We start from the raw sequence: 25,216 nt of genomic DNA, 5'->3' as shown, positions 1-25,216 counted from the left end.
AGGGCCTATGGCCCGAGAACGCCGCTTTCCGTCCTAAGCGCCGGTCGGAAGCGTCATGCTGCGGTCACGGAAGCCGGCCAGCGCGAGGCGAGGCACATGATGGATGCTCCGACCACCACGACGTACGAGCGGGAGCCCCCGGAGGCAGAGGGGACGGAACCCCGGATATCTGAGGACCCCTCCGCCGACGCCGTCCTCGTCCGGCGAACCCTGGCGGAGATCGCACCGGTCGCCGACCGGGTGACCTCGTACTTCTACGCCCTGCTCTTCGTCCGGCACCCCGAGCTGCGCGAGATGTTCCCCGCGGCCATGGACACCCAGCGGGACCGGCTCCTGAAGGCCCTGCTGACGGCGGCCGAGCACCTGGACGACACCCCGGTCCTCACCTCGTACCTGGAGAACCTCGGCAGGGGGCACCGGAAGTACGGGACTCGGGCAGCCCACTATCCGGCCGTCGGCGAGGCCCTCATGGGCGCTCTGGAGCGGTACGCGGAGAAGAGCTGGGACGAGGAGACCCAGGCGGCCTGGGTCCGCACGTACACGACGATCTCCCAGATCATGATCGACGCGGCCGCGGAGGACGAGCGGTCCGCCCCCGCCTGGTGGCAGGCCGAGGTGGTCTCCCACGACCTGCGCACCCCTGACATCGCCGTCGTCACGCTCAGGCCCGACCAGCCGTACCCCTTCCTCGCCGGGCAGTACACGACGCTGGAGACCCCGTGGTGGCCCCGGGTCTGGCGCCACTACTCCTTCGCCTCGGCACCCCGGCCGGACGGGCTGCTCTCCCTCCACGTCAAGGCAGTCCCCGCCGGCTGGGTGTCCAACGCGCTGGTGCACCGGGCCCGCCCCGGGGACGTGCTGCGGCTCGGTCCGCCGGCCGGTTCCATGACGGTCGACCACTCCACGGACACCGGCCTGCTCTGCATGGGCGGCGGCACCGGGATAGCGCCGATCAAGGCGCTGGTCGAGGACGTCGCCGAGCACGGGGACCGGCGCCCGGTCGACGTCTTCTACGGGGCGCGCAGCGGCCACGACCTCTACGACATCGACACGATGCTGCGGCTCCAGAAGACCTTCCCGTGGCTCTCCGTCCACCCGGTCACCGAGGAGCAGGGAAGACTCCCGGACGCCGTCTGCCGCTACGGCCCGTGGAACGAACGGGACGCCTATCTCTCGGGACCGCTCGACATGGTTCGCCAGGGCGTCGACGCGCTGCGCGGCGCGGGGGTCCCCTCGGACCGCATCCGCCACGACTTCCTCGCGGAGCTCACCCCCGCGGCGGCCGGTTAGATCCTGATCCGAAAGACAGGACCTAGCCCAGGTCAGGGGCGTGCATCGCGCGGACGCCCTCGATGTTGCCGTCGAGGTAGTGGCGCAGGGAGAGCGGGACGAGGTGCACGGCGGCGATGCCGACCCGGCTGAAGGGCACCCGGACGATCTCGTACTCGCCGACCGGCTCCTCGATCTCGGGGCCGTGCCGCAGAGAGGAGTCCATGGAACCGAGCCGGCACACGAAGAAGTGCTGGACCTTCACCCCGGAGACCCCGCCGTCGACGATGTGCTCGACGGTGTCGACGAAGCAGGGCACCACATCGGTGATCTTGGCGCCGAGCTCTTCCAGCACCTCGCGGTGCAGGGCCTCGACGACGGTCGCGTCGGTGGGCTCCACGCCGCCGCCGGGGGTGACCCAGTAGGGATCCATACCGGGCTTGGTCCGCTTGATGAGGATCAGATCGTCCCCGTCGAGCAGGATGGCGCGTGCGGTGCGCTTGATCACGGGACGTTCGGTCATGGGAAGAAAATGGCCCGTCCGAGGTGTCCTGAAACTCACCAGTTCCCGGCTGCCCGCAGCAGCTCCTCGTGGGCCCGGGCGAGCGGGGACAGCGCGAGCGTCCCCGTGCGCACGACCAGGAAGTAGGTCCGCAGCGGTGGGACCGGGGGGTCGAGCAGCGCCACGAGGCGTCCCTGCCGCAGGGCCTCCTCGCACAGGTAGCGCGGCAGGACGGCGAGCCCGGCGCCGGAGGCGGCGGAGTCCCGGACGGCCCGCAGGTCGGGGGCGATGACGGTGGCGGCCGCCGCCGGTTTGGTCTCGAAGACACTCGCCCAGTAGCGGGAGACGAAGGGCAGCGACTCGTGGACCTCGACCACCGGCAACCGTTCCAGGAGCACCGCACCCCTGCTCAGGAGCACCTCGGGGGAGAGCCGGGCGGCCCAGCGCGGGGCCGCGACCAGAACGTGCTCCTCGTCGCAGAGCGGGGTGGAGACCAGCAGACCTCCCCGGGGGCGGGCGGTCGCGACGGCCAGATCGTGGTGGCCCGCGGCGAGCCCGTCGAGGACCTCCTCCGTGTCGCCGAGGAAGGAGGCCCGCACGGCGAGCCCCTGACCGACCAGGGGGGTGAGGGCGGGCAGCACGCGGAGCGCGGTGAACTCCGGAGGCCCGGCGATGTGGAGGGTGCGGACGCCGCTCCCCTCGTCGAGCCCGGCCTCGGCGATCTCCACGAGGGCGTCCAGATGGGGCGCCGCGCGGTGCGCGAGTTCGTCGCCGATGGTGGTCGGGGTGACTCCGCGCGCCCGCCTGAGGAAGAGCGGCCGCCCGAGCTGTCGTTCCAGCGTGCGGATCTGACTGGTGACGGCGGGCTGGGAGAGGCCCAGGAGCGCGGCGGCGCGGGTGAAGGAACCGGCCCGGTGCACCGTGACGAACGTGCGCAGCAGGGCCAGATCCATGTCCGCCCCCTCCCGGCCCCGTGGCCGTTCGACTCAGGCGGTCGACTGACTGCGCCTCAGGACCGTCCAACTATAAATAAGTCGATAGGTCGCTGTCGCTACCGTGATTGGACACTGACGCTCAGTCAACTAGCCTTGTGCAGGCGGTTTCCGCGCCGGAGACCGAGGGCGTTCCGAGCCACGAGGGGGGAGGCTCGGAGCGCCCCGTTCCGCGTGCGCCGGGACCGGGGTCACCGGTCTCAGCCGGCGCTCCCGGCCTCGTCGAGGGCGCGCAGCACATCGGCGATCAGGTCCTCCGGGTCCTCGGCTCCGACCGAGAAGCGGACGAAGCCCTCCGCCACCGCGTCCCCGCCCCAGCGCCCGCGGCGCTCCGCCGTGGAGCGCACGCCGCCGAAACTGGTGGCGTCGTCGACGAGCCGCAGCCCCTCCAGGAACCGCTCGGCCCGCTTCCGGTCCGCCAGCTCGAAGGAGACCACCGGGCCGAAGCGCCGCATCTGCCGGGCGGCCACCGCGTGCGAGGGGTCGTCGGGCAGTCCGGGGTAGCGCAGCCCGGTCACGTCCGCGCGCTCGGCGAGCGCCCGCGCCAGCGCCAGAGCGGTGGAGCACTGCCGGTCGATCCGCAGCTGGAGCGTGGCGAGCGACCGATGGGCGAGCCAGGCCTCCATGGGGCCGGGGATGGCACCGACGATCTTGCGCCAGCGCCGCACCTCCGCCGCCCGCCGGGGGTCCCGGCAGCTCACGTGGCCGAGCAGGATGTCGCCGTGCCCGGTCATTCCCTTGGTGTCGCTGGCGACGGAGAAGTCCGCGCCCAGCGCGAGCGGGCGCTGCCCGAGCGGGGTGGCGAGGGTGTTGTCGACGGCGACGAGCGCCCCGGCCGCATGGGCCTCCCGCACCAGACGGCGGATGTCGCACACGTCGAGCCCGGGGTTGGAGGGGGTCTCGAGCCACAGCAGCCTGGCCCCGTCCAGTACGGACAGCTGGGCGTCGCCGCCGGTCGGCGCGGTGCGGACCTCGACGCCGTACGCTCGCAGCTGCTCGTGCAGCAGGGGCAGGGCCTGATAGCCGTCGGCCGGCAGCACCACCGCGTCGCCCGCCTTCAGCTGCGAGAACAGGACGGCGGAGATCGCGGCCATGCCGGAGGCGAAGACCAGCGTCTCCACGCCTTCCTCCCCCGGCGCCTCCAGCTCGCCGATCGCCCGCTCCAGGTGGGTCCAGGTGGGGTTCTCGTCGCGGCCGTAGGTGTACGGGCCGGTCGGCTCGCCCGGCAGGTGGAAATGGGCCGCGAAGACCGGTCCCGGCAGGGTCGGCTCGTACTTCACGGGTTCGGGCAGCCCGGCCCGCACGGCGCGGGTGCCGTCGCCGTATTCCTGGTCGGTCATGGTGTCCGCTCCTCCAGTGCACGGCGTACGGCCGCGAGCAGTCCCCCGCTCGCGGCCTCCACCATTTCCAGGCACTCCTCGTACTCCTCGCGGCCCCCGTAGTAGGGGTCGGGGACGTCGAGCGCGTCCCCCGCGGCGGGGTCGTAGGAGCGCAGCAGTCGTATCCGAGCCGCCTCCTCGGGGGTGCGGGCCATTTCCCGCAGTCGCCGCAGGTGGCCCTCGTCCAGGGCGATCACCAGGTCGAGGCCGGCGAACCACGAGGCACTGAACCGCCGGGCGATGTGCGTGGAGGTGTAGCCGTTCTCGTCGAGCACGGCGACCGTGCGCGGGTCGGCGGCGGCACCCTCGCTCCAGCCCTGGGTGCCCGCGCTCTCGACCTTCACCACCTCGCCGAGGCCGGCGTCCTCCACCCACCGGCGGAAGACGTGCTCGGCCATCGGCGAGCGGCAGGTGTTGCCCGTGCAGACGAAGCACACGCGGTAGGCCATGGTCCGCACTCAGTCGCCGTCGGGGAGCACGACGTTCAGCGCCCACGAGACGACGGAGATGATCAGGCCGCCCAGGACGGCGGTCCAGAAGCCCTCCACGTGGAAGCTGAGGTCGAGCTGGTCGGCCAGCCAGGACGTGAGGAGCAGCATCAGGGCGTTGACCACCAGGGTGATCAGGCCGAGGGTCAGGATGAAGAGGGGAAGCGTCAGGAGCTTGACGACCGGCTTGACCAGGAAGTTCACCAGCCCGAAGACGAGGGCCACGAGAATGAGGGTCAGGGCCTTCTTCCCGGTGCTCTCACCGGTCAGGGTGATGTCCTCGAGCAGCCAGATGGCGACTCCCAGGGCGCCCGCGTTCGCGAGCGTCTTGACTACGAAATTCTTCATGTGTCTGATCGTGGCAGACATGATCGGGCCGAGGGCAGGGGCGAGCGGCGATGAAGGCATTCCGGCTGGACGAACTGGAGGCGGAGCGCGCCGCGAACAAGGGCGCCTACCTCCAGTTCCTGCGCGAGCGGAACATGTCGGTGGGCCTGTACGCGCTCGACGCCGGGGAACTCGACCCGCAACAGCCGCACGGCCAGGACGAGGTGTACTTCGTGGTCAGCGGGCGGGCGGCGATCACGGTCGGGACGGAGACGACCCAGGTGGCGCGCGGCAGCGTGGTCTACGTGCCGGCCGGGGTGGAGCACCGGTTCCACCACATCAGCGAGGACCTGCGGGTCATGGTGGTCTTCTCCCCGCCGGAGAGCTGAGCGGACGCGGGGGCCGGCCCGGACCCTGAGAGCCGAGCAGGCGCGGGGGCCGAGCCCCTAGGGGGTGGATCAGGGGAGAGCGGGGGCCGCGGGGCCTCCACGGGCCTCCTCCCGCCCCTAGCCTTGAGGGTGTTCGGCGCGGAGTGCGCGGTTCTTCGAGAGCGAGGTAGGGACGATGGCCGTACGGGAGATTCTCGCGGGGATGCCCTGGTGGGTGAAGTGGGTCGCCATACCCGTTCTCGCCCTGCTCGTCTTCGGCGGGCTGATCACCAGCGTCCTCACCTTCGTGGTCGGTCTGCTCTTCAAGGTGCTGCTCTTCGTGGCTCTCGTCGCCGGACTGGTCTACGTCGTGCGGAAGTTCAGCTCCTCCGCCAGGTCGCGCGAGGACTGGTAGCACAAGCTATTGATCGGCATGAAGGCGATGGAGGGCGTTAGCCCGGGCGGGGGACCGCCCGGGCCGAATCGGGGTATGGGCCCCGAGGCTGCCACTAGAGTGGAATCTCTCCGCCGCGATGGGGACTACAGGCGTAGACCTCCATACTGACCAGCGGTTTCCCAGGCCCGGCGGGCGCGCGGGGGCGGCCCCCGCGGGCGGGTGCACTGCACCCGTCCTCACGCCTGGGGGTGACCTTTGGCCATGGCTACGCAGACGGCAGCGCCTACCCTGATCGGATCGGTGCAGCGGGCGCTGAGACTCCTGGAGGCCGTGGCCTCCCATGCGGAGGGCGCCCCCGCGAAGCAGCTCGCCCGCGAGACGGGCCTTCCGCTGCCCACCACCTACCACCTGCTCCGCACCCTGACGCACGAGGGCTATCTGCTCCGCGACAAGGGCGTGTTCGTCCTGGGCGAGGCCGCCTTCCGGCTGGCCGGCGGCGGAGCTGTGCAGAATCGTCGCATCAAGATCGAAGACTCTCTTGCCCGCTGGCGGGACGAGATCGGCGTACCCATCTACCTCGCCTTCTACCGCGAAGGCGAGGTAGAACTCGTCGCCGTCGCCGACACCCCTTCCGCCCCCGCGGTGGAGGAATGGGCCGACTTCCGCGAGACCGCGCACGCCCATGCGATCGGCCAGTGCCTGCTGAGTCAACTCGATCTGAAATCTCGTCAAGACCACCTCGACCGCCACCCGGTGGAAGCCATCACTCCGTACACGGTGCGTAATCGCCGTGTCCTTTTGGATCGTTTGGGCGGTTTGGGACGAATGGAACCCCTGGTGGAGCGCCAGGAATATGCGCTGGGCACGGTCTGTGCCGCGATCCCCATCACCGCGGGCTCCACAGCGGCCGCAATGGCGATTTCCCTCCCTCTTCACCAGGAAGAACGGTTGCTCCCAGCAGTCGAGCGACTACGCACAGAGATCGGAAAGCTCTTCGGTTCACTCGCGTTCTCTATCAGTATCTGAAAAATCACTCCTTGTGATCTGCTAGTGCTTACAGCACGATTGCGTCAAGAGGGCCGTGGGGGATCATTCCTGGCCGTTTCGGTCACAGCTTTCAGCAGCTGTGTTTACACAACTGCTTCATCTACTGCGGGGTACACGATGCGAGAGTCAGTTCAGGCCGAGGTCCTGATGAGCTTCCTCGTCTCCGAGGAGCTCTCCTTCAAGATCCCGGTCGAACTCCGGTATGAGACCCGGGATCCCTACGCGGTGCGGATGACCTTCCACCTTCCCGGAGACGCCCCTGTGACCTGGGCGTTCGGGCGGGAGCTGCTGCTCGACGGGATCAACCGGCCGAGCGGGGACGGTGACGTGCACATCGCCCCGACGGAGCCCGAGCGGCTCTCGGACGTCTCCATCCGGCTCCAGGTGGGCGGTGACCGCGCACTGTTCCGGGCCAGCGCGCCGCCGCTGGTCGCCTTCCTCGACCGGACGGACAAGCTGGTTCCGCTCGGTCAGGAACGGACGCTCGGCGACTTCGAGGACCACCTGGAGGCCGCCCTGGGCCGGATCCTGGCCGAAGAGAACGCCGGCCCCGCCTGAGCCGGCCCCTAGGGAGCCGGTCCGCCTGAATCGGTCCGCCTGAATCGGCCCGCCTGAGCCGGTCCGCCTGAACAGGCCCGCCTGAACCGGTCGTCCTCTCCGAGCCGAGCCCTCCTCCCTGAGGCGAGCCGGACCCTCCTCCCCGAGCCGGGCCGGCCCGATCCCCCAGCACGCACACCTCACTTGGCGCGACGGCGCCGCCCTCCCCGTACCGCAGCCGGCTTCCCACCCCCGGACGCCGGCCGGTCGGCGGAGACCACCAGGGCCGCGAGCGCCGTGGTGACCGGGACGGACGCCACCAGACCGATCGACCCGACCAGGGTCCGGACGATCTCCTCGGCGACCAGCTCGCTGTTGGCCACCGTCCCCATGCTGCTCTGGGCGATGGAGAAGAGCAGCAGCAGCGGCAGGGCGGCACCCGCGTACGCCAGCACCAGCGTGTTCACGACCGAGGCGATGTGGTCGCGACCGATCCGGATCCCTGCCCGGTACAGGCCGCGCGGCCCCATGCCCGGATCGGCCTGGTGCAGCTCCCAGACCGCCGAGGTCTGGGTGACCGTCACGTCGTCGAGCACACCGAGCGAACCGATGATGACCCCCGCGAGCAGCAGGCCGGACATGTCGATCTCCGGGTACAGGCCGTGGATCAGACCGGTGTTGTCGTCGGTGTTGCCGCTGAGTGAGGCCCAGCCGATGAAGAGCGAGCCCAGCAGACCGATCAGCAGCAGCGAGATCAGCGTGCCGAGCACGGCGACCGAGGTGCGGGCCGAGAGCCCGTGGCACATGTAGAGCGCGAGCAGCATGATCGCGCTCGACCCGACCACCGCCACGACCAGCGGGTTCGAGCCCTGCAGGATCGCCGGCAGGATGAAGAACGTCAGCACGAGGAAGCTCACGGCGAGCGCGATGAGCGCCATGAGCCCCCGCATCCGGCCGACGACCACGACCGCGACGGCGAAGATGCCGGCGAGCAGCGCCATCGGCAGCTTGCGGTTCACATCGGTCACCGAGTACTGCAGGTCGTGCGGGGCGTCGGGGGCGTACGCCACCACCACGCCCTGCCCCTGGTGCAGTTGGCGCGGCGCGTCCGGCTGCACGATCTCGACGAACCTGCGTCCCTTGTCCGGACCGCTGGTGACCTCGACCGTCGCCTTCTCGCACTTCCCCTGCTGGGCGTTGACCGCCTCGCGCCCCTCCGGAGTGGAGGTGTCGCCGGTCGGCGGGACCTGAGCGGCGTTCACGTCCTTGCAGTCGACGTGCTCGACGGAGACGACCTCGCCCTGCTGGGTCTGCCGGTCGAAGCCCACGCCGGTGCGCTCGTGCGCCGGGGTGCCGCCCGGCCACAGGACCGCGAGCCCGACGACGACGGCGGCGGCGAAGGGGATCAGGATCGCGGCGATGACCTTGCGCAGATGCCGCGAGACCGGGGCGGCGGGCCCATGGCTGTGGCTGTGGCCGTGCCCGCCGCCTCCTCCTCCGGCTCCGTGCCCATGACCGTGTCCGTGTCCGGGATCGTGGGCGTGGCGGTGGGGCTCGGGGGGCTGCTGGGGGGAAGTCACCGGCCGATCATCGCAAGAACGGCGGGGGCCCACTGTTCAGCACGCCAGGGATGACGCTAGCGTGGTGGCACCTTTGCACACGCGGGAGCTCGGAGCACCGGGCTGAGAGGGCGCTGATCACCGTACGCGCGTACGGGAAGAGGCTGCGCCGACCGCCGAACCTGTTACCGGGTAATGCCGGCGTAGGGAGATCGGTCTCATGACCATTCAGGATGCACGCACGCCTGCCTCCGACCAGAACCAGACCGACGGGCAGGAGCGCACGCCGGGCTGGCACAAGGGGTACGTCCAGGGCTCGCGCCCCGACCTCCGGGTGCCCGTCCGTCAGGTGCACCTCACCAACGGCAAGGACGTCACGCTGTACGACACGTCCGGCCCGTACACCGACCCCGCCATCGACACCGATGTCCGGCGGGGCCTTCCCCCGCTGCGCGAGAACTGGATCATCGCGCGCGGCGACACCGAGGAGTACGCGGGCCGCCCGGTCCGCCCCGAGGACGACGGCATCAAGCACACCTCCCCGCGCGGCGGTGGGCTGAAGAACCTCGACGCCGTCTTCCCCGGCCGCCCCCGCCTGCCGCGCCGCGGCCGCGCCGGGCAGGCGGTGACCCAGCTCGCGTACGCCCGCCGGGGCGAGATCACCCCGGAGATGGAGTACGTCGCGATCCGCGAGAACGTCTCCCCCGAGGTCGTACGGGAGGAGATCGCCGCGGGCCGCGCCGTGCTGCCGGCGAACGTGAACCACCCGGAGATCGAGCCGATGATCATCGGCAAGCGATTCCTGGTGAAGGTCAACGCCAACATCGGCAACTCCGCCGTCACCTCCTCCATCGAGGAGGAGGTGGAGAAGATGACCTGGGCGACCAAGTGGGGCGCCGACACGGTCATGGACCTGTCCACCGGCCGCAACATCCACACCACCCGCGAGTGGGTGCTGCGCAACTCCCCCGTGCCGATCGGCACCGTGCCGCTCTACCAGGCCCTGGAGAAGGTCGACGGCAAGGCCGAGGAGCTGACCTGGGAGATCTACAAGGACACGGTCATCGAGCAGGCCGAGCAGGGCGTCGACTACATGACGGTGCACGCCGGCGTGCTCCTGCCGTACGTGCCGCTCACCGCGCGCCGCAAGACCGGCATCGTCTCGCGCGGCGGCTCGATCATGGCCGCCTGGTGCCTGGCGCACCACAAGGAGAACTTCCTCTACACGAACTTCGAGGAGCTCTGCGAGATCCTGGCGGCGTACGACGTCACGTACTCGCTCGGCGACGGTCTGCGCCCCGGCTCGATCGCGGACGCCAACGACGCGGCGCAGTTCGCGGAGCTGCGCACGCTCGGCGAGCTGAACACGATCGCCAAGCGGCACGACGTGCAGACGATGATCGAGGGCCCGGGGCACGTCCCGATGCACAAGATCAAGGAGAACATCGACCTCCAGCAGGAGATCTGCGAGGAGGCGCCGTTCTACACGCTCGGCCCGCTGACCACGGACGTCGCGCCCGCGTACGACCACATCACCTCCGGCATCGGCGCCGCGATGATCGCCTGGTGGGGCACGGCGATGCTCTGCTACGTCACGCCCAAGGAGCACCTGGGCCTGCCGAACAAGGACGACGTGAAGACGGGCGTCATCACGTACAAGATCGCGGCGCACGCCGCGGACCTCGCCAAGGGGCACCCGGGTGCGCAGGAGTGGGACGACGCGCTCTCGGACGCGCGGTTCGAGTTCCGCTGGGAGGACCAGTTCAACCTGGCGCTCGACCCGGACACCGCACGCGAGTTCCACGACGAGACGCTGCCGGCGGAGCCCGCGAAGACCGCGCACTTCTGCTCGATGTGCGGTCCGAAGTTCTGCTCGATGAAGATCAGCAGAAGCATCACGGAGCAGTTCGGCGGCGAGGCGGACGCCACCCCGGAGGAGATCGAGGCCGGGATGCTGGAGAAGTCGAAGGAGTTCGCGGCTTCCGGCAACCGCGTGTATCTGCCGCTGGCGGAGACGGGCGGCGGGTCGGCCGGCTGACCCGGCCGCCTCAGCGGAGGGGGCCCGCCAGGTCACCAGTCCCGGCTGGCCCGCCTCCGCGAAACCCACCGCGAACGGCTTGGCACCGTCGTCCGTCACGAGGTGGATGCTGCACTCCGTCACGCTGTCGCCCGGCGGGATCATCCGGGCGACCCAGTCGGACGGGCAGCCGGGGATCTTCGTGTCGGGGACGAAGGGCGTCTTCCCCCGTATCTGCCGACCGCCCTCGGTGAGCAGGCGGACCCGGTCGGCCTGGCCGGTGTAGAGGCCTTTCACATCCGGCGTGAGCACGGCGGCACGCAGCGGGAGATCGAGGTCGGTACGGCGGAGAAGTCGTAGGAGTTCGTGGCGAGCGGCAACCGCGTCTACCTGCCGTCGGCCGGGTGGTCCCGGCCCGCCGTTCCTCCTGCCGTCGGCCGGGTGGGCCCCGGCCCCGCCGTTCCTCAGGGCGCCGTCGGGTCCGGGGGCGCCGCGGCGGCGAGGGCGTCGCGGAGGAAGGGGAGGATGCCGCGCTCCAGGAGGGCGTGGCGCCAGGCCTCCCTGGCGAGGGAGAGTTCGTCGTCGGCCGTGGCGGCCCCGTCCGCCGCGGCCGGCCTGTTGCGCAGGGCGGTCACGAGGAGGCCGACGCCCGCGGAGAGCAGGCCGGCGGCGGCGAGGGCGGCGAAGACGAGGCCTGCCGTCAGCAGGGTCTCGCCGAACACCACGCTGGGCGCGAGGGCGTGCAGGACCCCGCCGACCAGCAGGAATATCGCGGCGGCGGTGCCCGCGAGGACGGGCAGCAGCACGGTGACGATGGCGACGACGCCGGCGCCCGCGCCGGTGTCCGTGCCCGGTTCGGCTTCGGGTGTCCGGGTCCCGAGGGCCGCCCGGTTCTGCTCGCGGACCTTCACGAAGTGGTCGTACTCGAGGGCCGCGGCGGTGGTGATGAGCGCTGTCGCGTTCATCGTCATGGCGCGCAGCTGCGCGACCGTGAGCCTCGTTCCGACTCCGGCGAGATCCGGACGTGCGTGGGCGGTGCTCAGTGCGTCGTCGAGGACCCGCTCGTACTCGGCGCGATCCTCGGTCAGCAGGTGCGGAGCCACGTTCATGTGCATCCCCCGATGCTCCGTAGGCCCGGATCAGCCGTGGGAAACGGTGGGTCGGGCGGAAACGGAGGAGAGCCTGCTACGGATGACCCGATGGTATTGCGGTGACACCACGGCCTGACAGGGTCTTTCCGGAAATCGCCTTCCCCGGATGCGCAGCGTTATGCGTCAGCCGTTCAGGGGGAGTTGGACGACCAGTAGCTTTCCGGCCATGGTCACTCCGCCGTCCATGGCGATCGCGAGACCGTCGGCGTACACGTGCGGTCCGTCGACGACCGGGCCCGCGCTGTCCTCGCCGTCCTCGGTGCCGACCTGGCCGAGGAGGTACGGGATGGGGCTGTGGCCGTGCACGATCCGGCGGCCGCCGTAGGTGGAGAGCAGCTCCTGGACGGCCTGCGGGCCGCCGTCGTCGCGGAACGCGAAGCGCTTGGTGAACTTCCGGAAGACGTCCCAGACCTCGTCGGCGTCGTTCCGGTTGAGGATCTCGTGGACCGTGTCGTTGACGTCCTCGATGGTCTGGCCGTATTCGAGGTACGCGGTGGTGTCGGAGTGCACGAGGAGGTGGTCGTCCTCGCGCACCACGGCGTCGAGCCGGGACATCCACTGGAGGTGGACGTCCTGGAGCCGGTCCATGTCGTGCTTCTGGCCGCCGTTGAGCAGCCAGGCCGCCTGGAAGGTGGCGGTGCCCGCGCCGGAGTTGACGGGCGTGTCGCCGAAGCGTTTGGCGCCGATCAGCAGCAGCTCGTGGTTGCCCATGAGGGCCTTGCAGTAGCCGCCGGCGGCGGCGGCCTCGGCGGAGAGGCGCATGACGAGGTCGATGACGCCGATGCCGTCGGGGCCGCGGTCGGTGAAGTCGCCGAGGAACCAGAGCCGGGCGTTGCCCGCGGCCCAGCCGCCGTTCTCGTCGATGAGGCCCTGGGCGCGCAGGGCGGCGAGGAGCTCGTCGAGGTAGCCGTGGACGTCGCCGACGACGTAGAGGGGGCCGGGTCCGTCGCCGTTCGCGGGCTCCGGGGCGGGGGCCGGTTCGGTGGTGACGGGGACCTGGACGGTGTCGCCGCGGTTGATGACGGGGAGGTCGCGCTCGGTCGGGGTGTAGCCCTCGGGCGGCTCGCCCTCCGGGAAGGCGTTGCCCGGGTGGCCGGTGGCGACGGAGACGATGGAGGAGCCGGCCGGGGCGGCGTACGCCGGGGCGAGCCGGTGCCCCAGGTGGAGGGTCGGATCGGCGGGCATGGGGGCGGGGGCCGGAGGCGCGGCAGGCACGGCTACCGGCGGTGCGGCGGGCGCGGGTGCCTGCGGCGCGGAGGTCTGCGGCGCGGCGGCCGGGAGTGGTGCGGCGGGCGCGGCCGGGGGCGCCTCGGCCGGAGGGGCCTCGGCCGGGAGGGTCTCGGCCGGCGGGGTCGGCACCGGGACGGCCTCGACCGGGGAGGGGGCGATCGGGGGGAGGTGCTCGGCGGATGCCGGATACGCGACGGCAGACAGGCGTTCGACCGGAGCGGGCTCGCCCGGCGGCGCCGTCGGCGGCTCCGCCGGGGACGGCGGCTCGGCGGCGTGGCCCTGTACGGGCACGCGGGCGTACGGCGGTACGCGGAAGTCACGCAATGTCGCCGTGCGCACCACGGGCTCCTGACCGGCCCCCTGAGTCATCGACCCCTCCACCACCGTCGCGATGCCCTGCACATCGCGGACCGGCCTGGTCGGGGTGGTCCGCGGTGTCGTCCGCCCATCATAGGAATGAGGGCCCTTCCGTGTGACGCACCAGGGGTGGTGAATCCGGGTTCACTCCGGGTTCGCCGATTGTTTCGCCCGAATTGTGAAGGTCTAGTCCAGGGATGAGCCCGGTGCGGTGATCGGTTTCGCCGTCCCTGCCCACGGGCAGGGGCGGGGACGGCGGTTCGGATGACGGCGGGTTCGGGCGCCGCCGCCCGTGGTGTCAGTCCTTGGCCGGCGAGCGTGGCGGGCTGACCGTGGTGCGTGGCGAACGTCGCTGCGAGGAGGTGCGGATGATGAGTTCGGTCGGTATCACCTGCTCGACCGGACCGTCGGTGTCGATCCCTTCGATGGCGTCGATGAGGAGCTGGACGACGGCCGTGCCGATCCGGCGCGGCTTGAGCGAGAGCGTGGTGATGGGCGGTTCGGTGGTGGCGTAGACGGTCGACTCGCTGCAGCAGACCAGCAGCAGGTCGTCCGGGACGCGCAGTCCGTAGCGGCGCGCGGCCGCGAGGAGGTCGGTTCCGTTGGGGTCGAAGAGGCCGTACACGGCGTCGGGCCGGTCCGGGCGGGCGAGCAGCCGGTCGGCCGCGACGGCGCCCGCGCACGGGTCGTGCGCCGGATAGGCCTCGTAGACGGGGTCCTGGCCCACCCGTTCGCACCAGTTGAGGTACGCGGTGGTGGACAGGCGGGTGTACGTGTCGGTGGTGGTTCCGGTGAGGAGGCCGATCCGGCGGGCGCCGGCGGCTGCGAGGTGGTCGAGCAGGTCGAGGACGGCGGCTTCGTGGTCGTTGTCGACCCAGGCGGTGACCGGAAGGGTGCCGGCGGGGCGTCCGTCGGAGACGACGGGCAGGCCCTGGCGGACCAGTTCGGTGACGACCGGGTCGTGGTCGGAGGGGTCGATGACGACGGTGCCGTCGAGGGCGACGTTCGACCAGACGTCATGGCGGGAGGTGGCGGGGAGGATGACCAGGGCGTAGCCCCGGGCGAGCGCCGCCGATGTGGCTGCTCTGGCCATCTCCGCGAAGTACGCGAATTCGGTGAAGGTGAAAGGTTCATCCCCGTACGTGGTCACGGTCAGGCCGATGAGTCCCGACTTGCCGGTACGGAGCGTGCGGGCCGCCGCGGATGGGCGGTAGCCCAGCCTGTCGGCGACCTCGCGGACGTGGCGGCGGGTGGCGTCCGGGAGTCGGCCCTTGCCGTTGAGCGCGTCGGAGACAGTCGTGATGGAGACCCCGGCGGCGGCGGCCACGTCCCGGATGCCTGCCCGGCCCTGCCGGCTTCCCCGGGTCTGTGCCCGGCTCACCTGGTGCTTCCCTGCTGCTGTCATGGCGAGCCGATAGTAGGGCGATGAGGGGCGGTCGGGACGGTCGCATATGCAGGCGTTGACAGGCACGTTTCTGCATGATCGAAGAAGCCCAAGATGCGCTGAATCAAAGGTAGTTAGGGCTTCTGGCGTGTGATCTATGGCCATCGAACGGTGTAGGCCTGGCGAGGGGGCGAGGTCTCGAAGAGGTCTCAACTCACCTCTACGGGGGATGCGCGCCACGGCGCCCGCCACCGGCGCACGCCACCCTGTCGCGCGCCCCCCTCTCCCGGAACACGAGCGGGGCCGTGTCCACAGCGTGTCCCTCCTGTTGTCCACAGCCCATTCGCAGCGGCGGCGAATCCTCTTAAGGTGAGGAGTATTGGCGGTACGGACGGTCGAGGAGGCCACACTGTGAGCGAGACCAGCGGGACGAGCACCGGCAGCCCCAAGCTGCGCGCCGAGCTGGACGGTGTCCCCACCTACAAGCCGGGCAAGCCGGCCGCCGCGGGCGGTCCCGTGGCCTTCAAGCTGTCCTCCAACGAGAACCCCTACCCGCCGCTGCCGGGGGTCATGGAGAGCACGCTGGCCGCCGCCGCGAGCTTCAACCGCTACCCCGACATGGCCTGCACCGGTCTGACGGAGGAACTGGCGAACCGCTTCGGCGTGCCCGTCTCCCACCTGGCCACCGGCACCGGCTCGGTCGGCGTCGCGCAGTCGCTGCTCCAGGCCACCTCGGGCCCGGGCGACGAGGTGATCTACGCCTGGCGCTCCTTCGAGGCGTACCCGATCATCACGCAGATCAGCGGCGCCACCTCCGTGCAGGTGCCGCTGACCGAGGGCGAGGTGCACGACCTCGACGCGATGGCCGAGGCGATCACCGAGCGGACCCGGCTGATCTTCGTCTGCAACCCCAACAACCCCACGGGCACCGCCGTGCGCCGGGCGGAGCTGGAGCGCTTCCTGGACCGGGTGCCCTCCGACGTCCTCGTCGTGATCGACGAGGCCTACCGGGAGTTCGTCCGCGACAGCGACATCCCGGACGGCATCGAGCTCTACCGCGACCGGCCCAACGTCGCCGTGCTGCGCACCTTCTCCAAGGCGTACGGCCTGGCGGGGCTGCGGGTCGGCTTCGCGGTGGCCCACGAGCCGGTGGCGGCGGCGCTGCGCAAGACGGCGGTGCCGTTCGGCGTGAGCCAGCTGGCGCAGGACGCGGCGGTGGCCTCGCTGCGGGCCGAGGACGAACTGCTCGGCCGGGTCGGCTCGCTGGTGGGGGAGCGCGAGCGGGTCCACGCGGGGCTCGTGGCCCAGGGGTGGACCGTGCCGGACACCCAGGCCAACTTCGTCTGGCTGCGGCTCGGCGAGCGGACCATGGAGTTCGCGGCGGAGTGCGAGCGGCACGGCGTGATGGTGCGGCCGTTCGCGGGCGAGGGCGTGCGCGTCACGATCGGTGAGTGCGAGGCCAACGACCTGTTCCTGAAGGCGGCGGAGGGCTTCCGCAAGGAGGGCTGATCAGCCGCTGACGAACTCCCGCGGGTCGGGCCGGTCAGCCGCTGACGGACTCCCGCGGGTCGGGCCGGTCGGCCCGCTGACGGACTCCCGCGGGTCGGGCCGGTCAGCCCGCGGCGGCCTCGACGCGGATCGGGTCGCCGTCCCTGACGGTGGCCAGGATCCGCGGGTCGCCGTCGAGCGCGCCCAGCAGATTGCAGGGGCTCGCCAGCCGGCATTCGTCACCCCGCGAGATCGGGGTGGGGCCGTAGGGGAGGGCGAGCGCGTCGCCCTCCGTCCAGAAGGCCACGGTGCCGGGCTCGACGACCTGGCGCGCGCCGTCCTCGACCGAGGCGGAGACCGGTGTGTCGAAATAGACCTCCTCGCCCCAGGTGCGGGCGGTGGAGGAGAACGGGAGGGCTCCCGCGAGCGCCTTGCTCGTGGGGGTCTCCTCAAGGGTGGCCGTGGTGTGTCCGGCCGGCCAGATGATGCGTATCCGAAGGGTCATGCCCCCGATTCAACAATATGTTGAAGGTCCTGGGAAGAGATCACCTTCGGTAGAGGGGCCCCCGATTGACGGTACGGATTTCGTATGAGTCATAATGCTTGTGAATGTGAACGCGTTCACAAGCGTGCCCTGTTTCCTCCCTCTTTGGGTGGAACCCGCCAGGCAGACTGCCCGCTGTGACCCACGTCGACGTAAGGAGAAGACGACGTGAACCTAGCTTTGGCGCCGGAGACATTGGCGCGCTGGCAGTTCGGCATCACCACCGTCTACCACTTCCTCTTTGTCCCCCTGACGATCTCCCTCGCCGCGCTCACCGCCGGGCTCCAGACCGCCTGGGTCCGGACGGAGAACGAGAAGTACCTCCGGGCGACGAAGTTCTGGGGCAAGCTCTTCCTGATCAACATCGCCATGGGCGTGGTCACCGGGATCGTGCAGGAGTTCCAGTTCGGCATGAACTGGTCCGACTACTCTCGCTTCGTCGGCGACATCTTCGGCGCCCCGCTCGCCTTCGAGGCGCTCATCGCCTTCTTCTTCGAGTCGACCTTCATCGGTCTGTGGATCTTCGGCTGGGACAAGCTGCCGAAGAAGATCCACCTCGCCTGCATCTGGATGGTGTCGATCGGCACGATCCTCTCGGCGTACTTCATCCTGGCGGCCAACTCCTGGATGCAGCACCCCGTGGGCTACCGCATCGACAAGGAGCGCGGCCGGGCGGAGCTCACCGACTTCTGGCAGGTGCTCACCCAGAACACCGCGCTCACCCAGTTCTTCCACACGATGACGGCGGCGTTCCTGGTCGGCGGCGCGTTCATGGTGGGCATCTCCGCCTTCCACCTGGCGCGCAAGAAGCACATCCCGATCATGCGGACCTCGCTGCGGCTCGGTCTGATCACGCTGATCATCGCCGGTCTCGGCACCGCCATCAGCGGCGACCTGCTCGGCAAGGTCATGTTCAAGCAGCAGCCGATGAAGATGGCCGCCGCCGAGGCGCTCTGGGACGGCGAGGCGCCCGCGCCCTTCTCGGTCTTCGCCTACGGCGACGTCGAGAAGGGCCACAACACGGTCGCCGTCGAGGTCCCCGGCCTGCTGTCCTTCCTCGCGAACGACGACTTCAGCTCGTACGTCCCGGGCATCAACGACGTGAACAAGGCCGAGCAGGAGAAGTTCGGCCCCGGCGACTACCGGCCCAACATCCCCGTCGCCTACTGGGGCTTCCGCTGGATGATCGGCTTCGGCATGGCCTCGCTGGGCATCGGCATGCTCGGTCTCTGGCTGACCCGGAAGAAGTTCATGCTGGCACCGGGGATGCGGACCGGTGAGGACGAGGTGCCGAACCTGGTCCTGTTCAAGCGGAAGGCGCTCAGCCCCCGCCTGGGCACGTGGTACTGGATCATCGCCCTCTGGACGATGGCGTTCCCGCTGATCGCCAACTCCTGGGGCTGGATCTTCACCGAGATGGGCCGTCAGCCCTGGGTCGTCTACGGCGTGCTGCGCACCCGTGACGCGGTCTCCCCCGGCGTCTCCCAGGGCGAGGTCATCACCTCGATGATCGTCTTCACCACCCTCTACGCGATCCTCGCCGTCATCGAGGTCAAGCTCCTCGTCAAGTACGTCAAGGCGGGCCCGCCGGAGCTCACCGAGGACGACCTCAACCCGCCCACCAAGATCGGCGGGGACTCTCGCGACCCCGACCGGCCCATGGCCTTCTCGTACTGAGGCTGAGGAGATCGAGGCATGGAACTCCACGACGTCTGGTTCGTACTCATCGCCGTCCTCTGGACCGGCTACTTCTTCCTCGAAGGCTTCGACTTCGGGGTCGGCATCCTGACCAAGCTGCTCGCCCGTGACCGGGCCGAGAAGCGGGTCCTCATCAACACCATCGGGCCCGTCTGGGACGGCAACGAGGTGTGGCTGCTCACCGCCGGCGGCGCGACCTTCGCCGCGTTCCCCGAGTGGTACGCGACGCTGTTCTCCGGCTTCTACCTGCCGCTGCTGCTCATCCTGGTCTGCCTGATCGTCCGGGGCGTCGCCTTCGAGTACCGGGTGAAGCGGCCCGAGGAGAACTGGCAGCGCAACTGGGAGCAGGCGATCTTCTGGACCTCGCTGATCCCCGCGTTCCTCTGGGGCGTGGCCTTCGGCAACATCGTCCGGGGCGTGAAGATCGACGGCGACATGGAGTACGTCGGCACCCTCGGGGACCTGCTCAACCCGTACGCGATCCTCGGCGGTCTGGTCACGCTCACCCTCTTCACCTTCCACGGCGCGGTCTTCGCCTCGCTCAAGACGGTCGGGGACATCCGGGTCCGGGCGCGGGCGCTCGCGCTCAAGCTGGGCCTGGTCACGGCGGTGCTCGCCCTGGGCTTCCTGCTCTGGACCCAGGTCGACACGGGGGACGGCTGGAGCCTCGCGGCGATGCTGGTCGCCGTGGTGGCGCTGGTCGGCGCCATCGCCGCCATCAAGGCGGGGCGTGAGGGCTGGTCGTTCGCGCTCTCGGGCGTGACGATCGCCGCCGCCGTGGCGATGCTCTTCCTGGCGCTGTTCCCGAACGTCATGCCGTCTTCACTCGACCCCGAGTGGAGCCTTACCGTGACGAACGCGTCCTCCAGCCCGTACACGCTCAAGATCATGACCTGGTGCGCGGCGATCGCGACCCCGCTGGTGCTGCTTTACCAGAGCTGGACCTACTGGGTGTTCCGCAAGCGCATCGGTACGCAGCACATCGCCGACGCTCACTAGTCACCACCCGGCCGCCGACGCCCACCGGTCGGCACTCGGCGGCCGACGCTCTCCAGAAGGGCATGTTTCACGTGAAACCGATCGACCCGCGCCTGCTCCGGTACGCCAGGGCCACCCGTCTCTTCCTGAGCGCGGTGGTCGTGCTCGGCCTCGTCGGAGCGGCGCTGGTCATCGCCCAGGCGATGCTCATCGCCGAGATCGTGGTGGGGGCCTTCCAGAAGGCCCAGTCGGTCGCCGACCTGACCACGCCCCTGCTGCTGCTCGCCGGAGTCGCGGGGGCACGGGGGCTCGTCTCCTGGCTGACCGAGCTCGCCGCCCACCGGGCGAGCGCCGCGGTCAAGTCCGAACTGCGCGGTCGGCTCCTCGGCCGCGCGGCCGCACTCGGACCGGGGTGGCTGAGCGGCCAGAAGGCCGGTTCGCTGATCGCCCTCGCCACGCGGGGCGTGGACGCTCTCGACGACTACTTCGCCCGCTATCTGCCGCAGCTGGGCCTCGCGGTGGTCGTGCCGGTGGCGGTCCTGGCCCGGATCGTCACCGAGGACTGGATCTCGGCGGCGATCATCGTGGTCACGCTGCCGCTCATCCCGGTCTTCATGATCCTCATCGGCTGGTACACCCAGGCCCGGATGGACCGGCAGTGGAGGCTGCTCTCCCGGCTCTCCGGCCACTTCCTGGACGTGGTGGCCGGCCTGCCCACCCTCAAGATCTTCGGCCGGGCGAAGGCCCAGGCCGAGTCGATCCGCGCGATCACCTCGGAGTACCGCCGGGCGACGATGCGCACGCTACGGATCGCCTTCCTCTCCTCCTTCGCCCTCGAACTCCTGGCGACCCTGTCGGTCGCGCTCGTCGCCGTGACGATCGGCATGCGGCTCGTCCACGGTGAACTCGATCTCTACACCGGGCTCGTCATTCTGATCCTGGCGCCCGAGGCGTACCTCCCGCTGCGGCAGGTGGGGGCGCAGTACCACGCGGCGGCGGAGGGGCTCGCGGCGGCGGAGGAGATCTTCGACGTCCTGGAGCAGCCGGTACGGGACGGTGGCACGGCGGGCGCCCCGGAGTCCGTACGCCTTGAGCTCGACGGCGTGACCGTCCGGCACGCGGGGCGCGCCGAGCCCTCGCTCGACGCGGCGACGCTGACGGTCGAGCCGGGCGAGACGGTGGCCCTGGTCGGGCCGAGCGGGGCCGGGAAGTCGACGCTGCTCGACGTCGTCCTGGGGTTCGCGGTGCCGGAGGAGGGCGGTTCCGTACGGGTCGGGGGCGCCGACCTGGCGACGCTCGACCCGGAGGAGTGGCGGTCCCGGATCGCCTGGGTCCCGCAGCGCCCGTACCTCTTCGCGGGGACGGTCGCCGAGAACGTACGGCTGGCCCGTCCGGACGCCTCCGACGAGGCGGTACGGGACGCCCTGCGGGACGCCGGGGCGGACGGGTTCGTCGCGGGGCTGCCGCAGGGGCTCGACACCCCGCTCGGCGAGGACGGCGCGGGGCTCTCGGCGGGGCAGCGGCAGCGGCTCGCGCTCGCCCGGGCGTTCCTGGCGGACCGGCCCCTGCTGCTGCTGGACGAGCCGACGGCGGCGCTCGACGGTTCTACGGAGGCGGGGGTCGTGGAAGCGGTTCGTCGGCTCGCGGCGGGGCGGACGGTGCTGCTTGTCGTGCATCGGCCTGCGCTGCTCGCGGTCGCGGATCGGGTGGTGACCGTTGGTGCGCCTCGTACCGGCGGTGCCAAGGGTGCGGGTACCGCGACCGTAGGCGCCAGGGGTGCGGGTCCGGGAGACGGCGGCGTTGCCGGTGGGGTGTGCCCACCCTCCCCCGAGCTCTCGGCTTCGCTCGAGCAGGGGGGACCCCCCTCGCCCTATGCGGAACAGATGCCCACACCAGGGCGGCGGTCGGTGCTGGGGCGTGTCCGGGGCATGGCCGGCGAGCTCAAGGGGCGGATGGTGCTCGCGCTGTTGCTCGGTAGCCTGGCGCTCGGGTCCGCCGTGGGGCTCATGGCCGTGTCCGGGTGGCTTATCTCCCGGGCTTCCGAACAGCCGCCCGTGCTCTACCTGATGATGGCCGTCACCGCCACGCGCGCCTTCGGCATCGGCCGGGCCGTCTTCCGGTACGCCGAGCGGCTCGTCTCGCACGACGCCGTCCTGCGGATGCTCGCCGACCTGCGGGTCTCCGTCTACCGGCGCCTGGAGCGGATCGCCCCGGCCGGGCTGGGCCGCACCCGGCGCGGCGACCTCCTCGCGCGGCTCGTCCAGGACGTCGACGCCCTCCAGGACTACTGGCTGCGCTGGCTGCTCCCGGTGGGCGCCGCGCTCGTCGTGGGCGTCGCCTCCGCCGGGTTCACCGCCTGGCTGCTGCCCGAGGCCAGTGCCGTCCTCGCCGTGGGCCTGCTGATCGCCGGAGTCGCCGTGCCGGCGGCCGGCGGAGCCCTCGCGCGCCGGGCCGAGCGGCGGCTCGCCCCCGCGCGCGGCACCCTGGCGACCGCCGTGGCCGACCTGCTGCGTGGCTGCGCCGAACTGACCGTCGCCGGTGCGCTCCGGGGCCGGATCGAGCGGACGCGGGACGCCGACCGCGCCCTCACCTCCATCGCCTCCCGGCAGGCCGCCGCCACCGCGCTCGGCGCCGGCCTCTCGGCCCTGGTCTGCGGCCTGACGGTCGCGGCCGCCGCGCTCGTCGGCGTCCAGGCCGTACGGGACGGCCGGCTCGACGGGGTGGCCCTCGCCGTGATCGTCCTGACGCCGCTCGCCGCCTTCGAGGCCGTCACCGGCCTGCCGCTCGCCGTCCAGCACCGGCAGCGGATCAAGCGCAGCGCCGAGCGGGTCTTCGAGGTGCTCGACGCCCCCGTCCCCGTACACGAGCCGCGGACGCCCGCCGCTCCCCCGGCGGACCCGTTCCCACTGGAGCTGGCCGGGCTCTCGGCCCGGCACGCCGGACAGGAGCGGCTCGCGCTCGACGGATTCGGGCTCACCCTGGAGGCCGGGCGCCGGGTCGCGGTCGTCGGCGCCTCCGGCTCCGGCAAGACCACGCTCGCCCAGGTGCTGCTGCGGTTCCTGGACGTGGAGCACGGCACGTACCGGATCGGCGGCGTACCGGCCCGGGAACTCGACGGCGACGCGGTCCGGCGGTTCGTCGGGCTCTGCGCCCAGGACGCCCACCTCTTCGACAGCTCCGTCCGCGAGAACCTGCGGCTCGCCAAGGTGGGCGCGGACGACGAGGAACTGCGCGAGGCGCTGCGCCAGGCCCGGCTGCTCGACTGGGTCGACGGACTGCCCGCCGGACTCGACACGCTCGTGGGCGAGCACGGCTCGCAGCTGTCCGGGGGACAGCGGCAGCGCCTCGCGCTCGCCCGGGCGCTCCTCGCCGACTTCCCGGTCCTCGTCCTCGACGAACCCGCCGAGCACCTGGACCTGGCCACCGCCGACGCGCTCACCGACGACCTGCTCCGGGCCACCGAGGGCCGCACCACCGTTCTCATCACCCACCGGCTGCACGGTCTCGACGCCGTCGACGAGGTGGTGGTCCTCGACGAGGGCCGGACCGTGCAGCGCGGCCCGTACACCGAGCTCGCGGCGGCGGACGGCCCGCTGCGCCGGATGCTGGAACAGGAGCGGGAGACCGATCTGCTCGCCACTTCCCGCGCCACGGGCGACGCCATCTCCGCGGCGACCGGTACGGGGAGGCCGACTTTTCTTGCCAAATAGGACTTACTAGGCTCACGTCCATGACCGCTGCCGCATCCGGCGCCCCGGACCCCCTGGAAGCCGCCACCCAGGTCACCCGCAGCCTCCAGGGCTTGTCCACGGAGCTCACCGCCCGCGTGCCGCAGCTCCTGGAGGCCATGCGCTCGGTCGGCACCGGACTCGAACTCCGCTCCACCCTCGACCGGATCTGCGAGACCGCCGCCGAACTCGCCGACGCCCGGTACGCCGCCATCGGCGTCGTCGACGAGGAGGGCGAGGGCCTGTCCGACTTCGTCACCTTCGGCGTCGGCGAGGACGTGGTCCGCCGGATCGGTCACCGCCCCGACGGCCACGCGGGGCTGCTCGGCGCGCTGATCCGCGACCCGCAGACCATCCGCCTCGCCGATCTGTCCACCGATCCGCGCGCGGCGGGCTTCCCGCCGGGACATCCGCCGATGCGGACCTTCCTCGGCGTCCCCATCCGGGTCCAGGGCGAGATCTTCGGCAATCTCTACCTCGCGGAGAAGCGCGGCGGCGGCGAGTTCAACGACTACGACGTGCACATGGTCCGGGTCCTCGCCACCGAGGCCGGCATCGCGATCGGCAACGCCCGCCTGTACGAGGCGGCCCGGCAGCGCGAACGGTGGATCGACGGCTCGGTCGCCGTCACCACCGCCCTGCTCTCCGGCGGTGACGCGGACGACGCCCTCACGGTCGTCGCCGAGCAGGCCCGCAGGCTTGCCGACGCGGACGCAGGGATCGTGCTGCTGCCCGCCGAGGAGGGCGGCCTGGAGGTCGTCGCCGTCTCCTCGCCCCGGCCCACGAAGTCGCTGGGCATGGTGATCCCGCCCGAGACCGCCGTCGTGAAGGAGCTCCTGGAGGGCGAGGCCGTCTTCGTGGCCGACGCCTCGAACGACCCGCGCATGACCAGTCGGCTGACGTCCTCGTACGGGCCGAGCATGCTGCTGCCGCTGCAGAGCGGCGGACGGGTCCTCGGCGCGCTCGCCACCCCCCGGGTGCGCGGCGCCCGGCAGTTCACGGAGACCGAGCGGACGCTCGCCACCCAGTTCGCCTCGCAGGCCGCCCTCGCCCTGATGATGGCCGACGCTCAGCGCGACCGGGAGCGCCTCGCGGTCTTCGAGGACCGCGACCGGATCGCCCGCGACCTGCACGACCTGGTCATCCAGCGGCTCTTCGCCACCGGCATGATGCTGGAGAGCGCCCAGCGGAGGTCGATCGTGCCGGCCGTGCGCGAGGGCGTGGGCAAGGCCGTGGACGAGCTGGACGTGACCATCCAGGAGATCCGTACGGCGATCTTCGCGCTCCAGCAGGGCCCCGCCGAGGCCCCGTCGGGACTGCGCACCCGCGTCCTGCGGGAGATCAACATGGCGGCCGTGCCGCTCGGCTTCAAGCCCGCGCACCGCTTCCTCGGCGCGATCGACTCGACGGTCGGCGAGCTCACTGGCAAGAACCTCGTCGCCGCCCTGCGCGAAGCGCTCTCGAACGCGTTCCGGCACGCGGAGGCGAGCCGCATCGAGGTCGTCGTCGACGCCGGCGTCACCCTGCCGGACGGCTCCGCCGGGGTGCGCCTCTCGGTCGCCGACGACGGCATCGGCATCCCGGCGGGTGGCCGGCGCAGCGGCCTGCGCAATCTGGCGCGCCGGGCCGAGTCGCTGGGCGGCGCGAGCTGGTGCGACCCGGGCCTGGGCGAGGACGGCGGGGGAACGACGGTGGTGTGGGAGGCGCCGCTCTAGCCTGCGGCCCTGCGACGGGGAGGCGCCGCTCCAGCTCGCGGCCGGGGTGCCGTTCTAGCTC

Annotated in this window: 21 protein-coding genes and 1 riboswitch; of the genes, 11 read left to right on the top strand and 10 right to left on the bottom strand. The window is 71.2% G+C overall.

What is annotated here, in order from left to right; all coding sequences use genetic code 11:
* The first annotated feature begins 99 nt into the window (after positions 1-99).
* The gene (locus ABZ318_RS06915; RefSeq protein ID WP_356901465.1) at positions 100-1,290 is read left to right on the top strand and encodes a globin domain-containing protein; all 1,191 of its coding nucleotides are present in this window, start codon (positions 100-102) and stop codon (positions 1,288-1,290) included.
* A gap of 22 nt (positions 1,291-1,312) precedes the next feature.
* Here the strand turns inward: ABZ318_RS06915 and ABZ318_RS06910 are convergent, their stop codons facing one another.
* The 5 genes from ABZ318_RS06910 to ABZ318_RS06890 all read right to left on the bottom strand — a co-directional run bounded on the left by ABZ318_RS06910 (position 1,313) and on the right by ABZ318_RS06890 (position 4,978).
* A complete protein-coding gene (locus tag ABZ318_RS06910; RefSeq protein ID WP_356901450.1) occupies positions 1,313-1,792 on the bottom strand; it encodes an NUDIX hydrolase in 480 nt (159 codons plus the stop codon).
* Positions 1,793-1,827: 35 nt separating this feature from the next.
* The gene (locus tag ABZ318_RS06905) at positions 1,828-2,724 is read right to left on the bottom strand and encodes a LysR family transcriptional regulator (protein ID WP_356901449.1); all 897 of its coding nucleotides are present in this window, start codon (positions 2,722-2,724) and stop codon (positions 1,828-1,830) included.
* A gap of 239 nt (positions 2,725-2,963) precedes the next feature.
* Entirely contained in the window at positions 2,964-4,103 is a 1,140-nt protein-coding gene (locus ABZ318_RS06900) for a cystathionine gamma-lyase (protein WP_356901448.1), read from the bottom strand.
* Positions 4,100-4,591, bottom strand: a complete 492-nt coding sequence (locus tag ABZ318_RS06895; RefSeq protein ID WP_356901447.1) for a low molecular weight protein-tyrosine-phosphatase — start codon at positions 4,589-4,591, stop codon at positions 4,100-4,102. The genes ABZ318_RS06900 and ABZ318_RS06895 overlap by 4 nt, the downstream gene beginning before the upstream one ends.
* Before the next feature lie 9 nt (positions 4,592-4,600).
* Complete coding sequence (locus ABZ318_RS06890) at positions 4,601-4,978, bottom strand: phage holin family protein (protein WP_356901446.1); 378 nt, start codon at positions 4,976-4,978, stop codon at positions 4,601-4,603.
* 50 nt (positions 4,979-5,028) lie between these two features.
* Here ABZ318_RS06890 and ABZ318_RS06885 point away from each other — a divergent pair, with 50 nt between their 5' ends.
* From ABZ318_RS06885 to ABZ318_RS06870, 4 genes are all read left to right on the top strand, one after another.
* Positions 5,029-5,346 (top strand): cupin domain-containing protein, encoded by a 318-nt coding sequence (locus ABZ318_RS06885; RefSeq protein ID WP_030685701.1) that lies wholly within the window; start codon positions 5,029-5,031, stop codon positions 5,344-5,346.
* Between the two features lie 175 nt (positions 5,347-5,521).
* A complete protein-coding gene (locus ABZ318_RS06880; RefSeq protein ID WP_123453633.1) occupies positions 5,522-5,740 on the top strand; it encodes a DUF5326 family protein in 219 nt (72 codons plus the stop codon).
* Positions 5,741-5,983: 243 nt separating this feature from the next.
* On the top strand, positions 5,984-6,748 hold the full coding sequence (locus tag ABZ318_RS06875; RefSeq protein WP_356901445.1) for a helix-turn-helix domain-containing protein: 765 nt from the start codon (positions 5,984-5,986) through the stop codon (positions 6,746-6,748).
* A 138-nt stretch (positions 6,749-6,886) separates the two neighbouring features.
* Positions 6,887-7,327 (top strand): SsgA family sporulation/cell division regulator, encoded by a 441-nt coding sequence (locus tag ABZ318_RS06870; protein WP_086823848.1) that lies wholly within the window; start codon positions 6,887-6,889, stop codon positions 7,325-7,327.
* A gap of 179 nt (positions 7,328-7,506) precedes the next feature.
* Here the strand turns inward: ABZ318_RS06870 and ABZ318_RS06865 are convergent, their stop codons facing one another.
* The gene (locus tag ABZ318_RS06865) at positions 7,507-8,919 is read right to left on the bottom strand and encodes a YibE/F family protein (protein ID WP_356901444.1); all 1,413 of its coding nucleotides are present in this window, start codon (positions 8,917-8,919) and stop codon (positions 7,507-7,509) included.
* Between the two features lie 38 nt (positions 8,920-8,957).
* A riboswitch (TPP riboswitch) is annotated at positions 8,958-9,092 on the top strand.
* Between ABZ318_RS06865 and thiC the strand changes: the two genes are divergently transcribed.
* Positions 9,086-10,903 carry a phosphomethylpyrimidine synthase ThiC gene (gene thiC / locus ABZ318_RS06860; RefSeq protein WP_356901443.1) on the top strand — a complete coding sequence of 606 codons (1,818 nt, stop codon included), beginning with the start codon at positions 9,086-9,088 and terminating at the stop codon, positions 10,901-10,903. It overlaps the preceding riboswitch by 7 nt.
* A 443-nt stretch (positions 10,904-11,346) precedes the next feature.
* Here the strand turns inward: thiC and ABZ318_RS06855 are convergent, their stop codons facing one another.
* From ABZ318_RS06855 to ABZ318_RS06845, 3 genes are all read right to left on the bottom strand, one after another.
* Positions 11,347-11,997 (bottom strand): hypothetical protein, encoded by a 651-nt coding sequence (locus tag ABZ318_RS06855; RefSeq protein ID WP_356901442.1) that lies wholly within the window; start codon positions 11,995-11,997, stop codon positions 11,347-11,349.
* Between the two features lie 159 nt (positions 11,998-12,156).
* Positions 12,157-13,248 (bottom strand): metallophosphoesterase, encoded by a 1,092-nt coding sequence (locus ABZ318_RS06850; RefSeq protein WP_356901464.1) that lies wholly within the window; start codon positions 13,246-13,248, stop codon positions 12,157-12,159.
* Positions 13,249-13,918: 670 nt separating this feature from the next.
* The gene (locus ABZ318_RS06845; protein WP_356901441.1) at positions 13,919-15,025 is read right to left on the bottom strand and encodes a LacI family DNA-binding transcriptional regulator; all 1,107 of its coding nucleotides are present in this window, start codon (positions 15,023-15,025) and stop codon (positions 13,919-13,921) included.
* 390 nt (positions 15,026-15,415) lie between these two features.
* Here ABZ318_RS06845 and hisC point away from each other — a divergent pair, with 390 nt between their 5' ends.
* A complete protein-coding gene (gene hisC, locus ABZ318_RS06840) occupies positions 15,416-16,513 on the top strand; it encodes a histidinol-phosphate transaminase (RefSeq protein WP_356901440.1) in 1,098 nt (365 codons plus the stop codon).
* A gap of 103 nt (positions 16,514-16,616) precedes the next feature.
* On the opposite strand, the gene ABZ318_RS06835 is transcribed toward hisC, so the two are convergent.
* Positions 16,617-16,997 carry a cyclophilin-like fold protein gene (locus ABZ318_RS06835; protein WP_356901439.1) on the bottom strand — a complete coding sequence of 127 codons (381 nt, stop codon included), beginning with the start codon at positions 16,995-16,997 and terminating at the stop codon, positions 16,617-16,619.
* Positions 16,998-17,204: 207 nt separating this feature from the next.
* Here ABZ318_RS06835 and ABZ318_RS06830 point away from each other — a divergent pair, with 207 nt between their 5' ends.
* The 4 genes from ABZ318_RS06830 to ABZ318_RS06815 all read left to right on the top strand — a co-directional run bounded on the left by ABZ318_RS06830 (position 17,205) and on the right by ABZ318_RS06815 (position 25,155).
* The gene (locus tag ABZ318_RS06830; protein WP_356901438.1) at positions 17,205-18,713 is read left to right on the top strand and encodes a cytochrome ubiquinol oxidase subunit I; all 1,509 of its coding nucleotides are present in this window, start codon (positions 17,205-17,207) and stop codon (positions 18,711-18,713) included.
* An 18-nt stretch (positions 18,714-18,731) separates the two neighbouring features.
* Positions 18,732-19,733, top strand: a complete 1,002-nt coding sequence (gene cydB / locus ABZ318_RS06825) for a cytochrome d ubiquinol oxidase subunit II (RefSeq protein ID WP_356901437.1) — start codon at positions 18,732-18,734, stop codon at positions 19,731-19,733.
* Between the two features lie 71 nt (positions 19,734-19,804).
* On the top strand, positions 19,805-23,422 hold the full coding sequence (cydD, locus tag ABZ318_RS06820) for a thiol reductant ABC exporter subunit CydD (protein WP_356901436.1): 3,618 nt from the start codon (positions 19,805-19,807) through the stop codon (positions 23,420-23,422).
* Positions 23,423-23,442: 20 nt separating this feature from the next.
* Positions 23,443-25,155: a GAF domain-containing protein gene (locus ABZ318_RS06815; protein WP_356901435.1), complete on the top strand. Its 1,713-nt coding sequence runs from the start codon at positions 23,443-23,445 to the stop codon at positions 25,153-25,155.
* Positions 25,156-25,216: the final 61 nt, after the last annotated feature.

The sequence above is a fragment of the Streptomyces sp. NPDC006197 genome (assembly GCF_040613865.1).
Classification (GTDB): domain Bacteria; phylum Actinomycetota; class Actinomycetes; order Streptomycetales; family Streptomycetaceae; genus Streptomyces.
Note: the sequence above shows the minus strand (reverse complement) of the source record. Positions and strands in the feature narration are given on the sequence as shown.

Coding starts and splice junctions, on each gene's coding strand:
- ABZ318_RS06855 (WP_356901442.1), bottom strand. CDS start 11,997: ATGCACATGAACGTGGCTCCGCACCTGCTGACCGAGGATCGCGCCGAG.
- ABZ318_RS06815 (WP_356901435.1), top strand. CDS start 23,443: ATGACCGCTGCCGCATCCGGCGCCCCGGACCCCCTGGAAGCCGCCACC.
- cydB (WP_356901437.1), top strand. CDS start 18,732: ATGGAACTCCACGACGTCTGGTTCGTACTCATCGCCGTCCTCTGGACC.
- ABZ318_RS06845 (WP_356901441.1), bottom strand. CDS start 15,025: ATGACAGCAGCAGGGAAGCACCAGGTGAGCCGGGCACAGACCCGGGGA.
- ABZ318_RS06885 (WP_030685701.1), top strand. CDS start 5,029: ATGAAGGCATTCCGGCTGGACGAACTGGAGGCGGAGCGCGCCGCGAAC.
- ABZ318_RS06880 (WP_123453633.1), top strand. CDS start 5,522: ATGGCCGTACGGGAGATTCTCGCGGGGATGCCCTGGTGGGTGAAGTGG.
- ABZ318_RS06915 (WP_356901465.1), top strand. CDS start 100: ATGGATGCTCCGACCACCACGACGTACGAGCGGGAGCCCCCGGAGGCA.
- ABZ318_RS06890 (WP_356901446.1), bottom strand. CDS start 4,978: ATGAAGAATTTCGTAGTCAAGACGCTCGCGAACGCGGGCGCCCTGGGA.
- ABZ318_RS06895 (WP_356901447.1), bottom strand. CDS start 4,591: ATGGCCTACCGCGTGTGCTTCGTCTGCACGGGCAACACCTGCCGCTCG.
- ABZ318_RS06875 (WP_356901445.1), top strand. CDS start 5,984: ATGGCTACGCAGACGGCAGCGCCTACCCTGATCGGATCGGTGCAGCGG.
- ABZ318_RS06870 (WP_086823848.1), top strand. CDS start 6,887: ATGCGAGAGTCAGTTCAGGCCGAGGTCCTGATGAGCTTCCTCGTCTCC.
- ABZ318_RS06900 (WP_356901448.1), bottom strand. CDS start 4,103: ATGACCGACCAGGAATACGGCGACGGCACCCGCGCCGTGCGGGCCGGG.
- ABZ318_RS06905 (WP_356901449.1), bottom strand. CDS start 2,724: ATGGATCTGGCCCTGCTGCGCACGTTCGTCACGGTGCACCGGGCCGGT.
- ABZ318_RS06910 (WP_356901450.1), bottom strand. CDS start 1,792: ATGACCGAACGTCCCGTGATCAAGCGCACCGCACGCGCCATCCTGCTC.
- ABZ318_RS06835 (WP_356901439.1), bottom strand. CDS start 16,997: ATGACCCTTCGGATACGCATCATCTGGCCGGCCGGACACACCACGGCC.
- thiC (WP_356901443.1), top strand. CDS start 9,086: ATGACCATTCAGGATGCACGCACGCCTGCCTCCGACCAGAACCAGACC.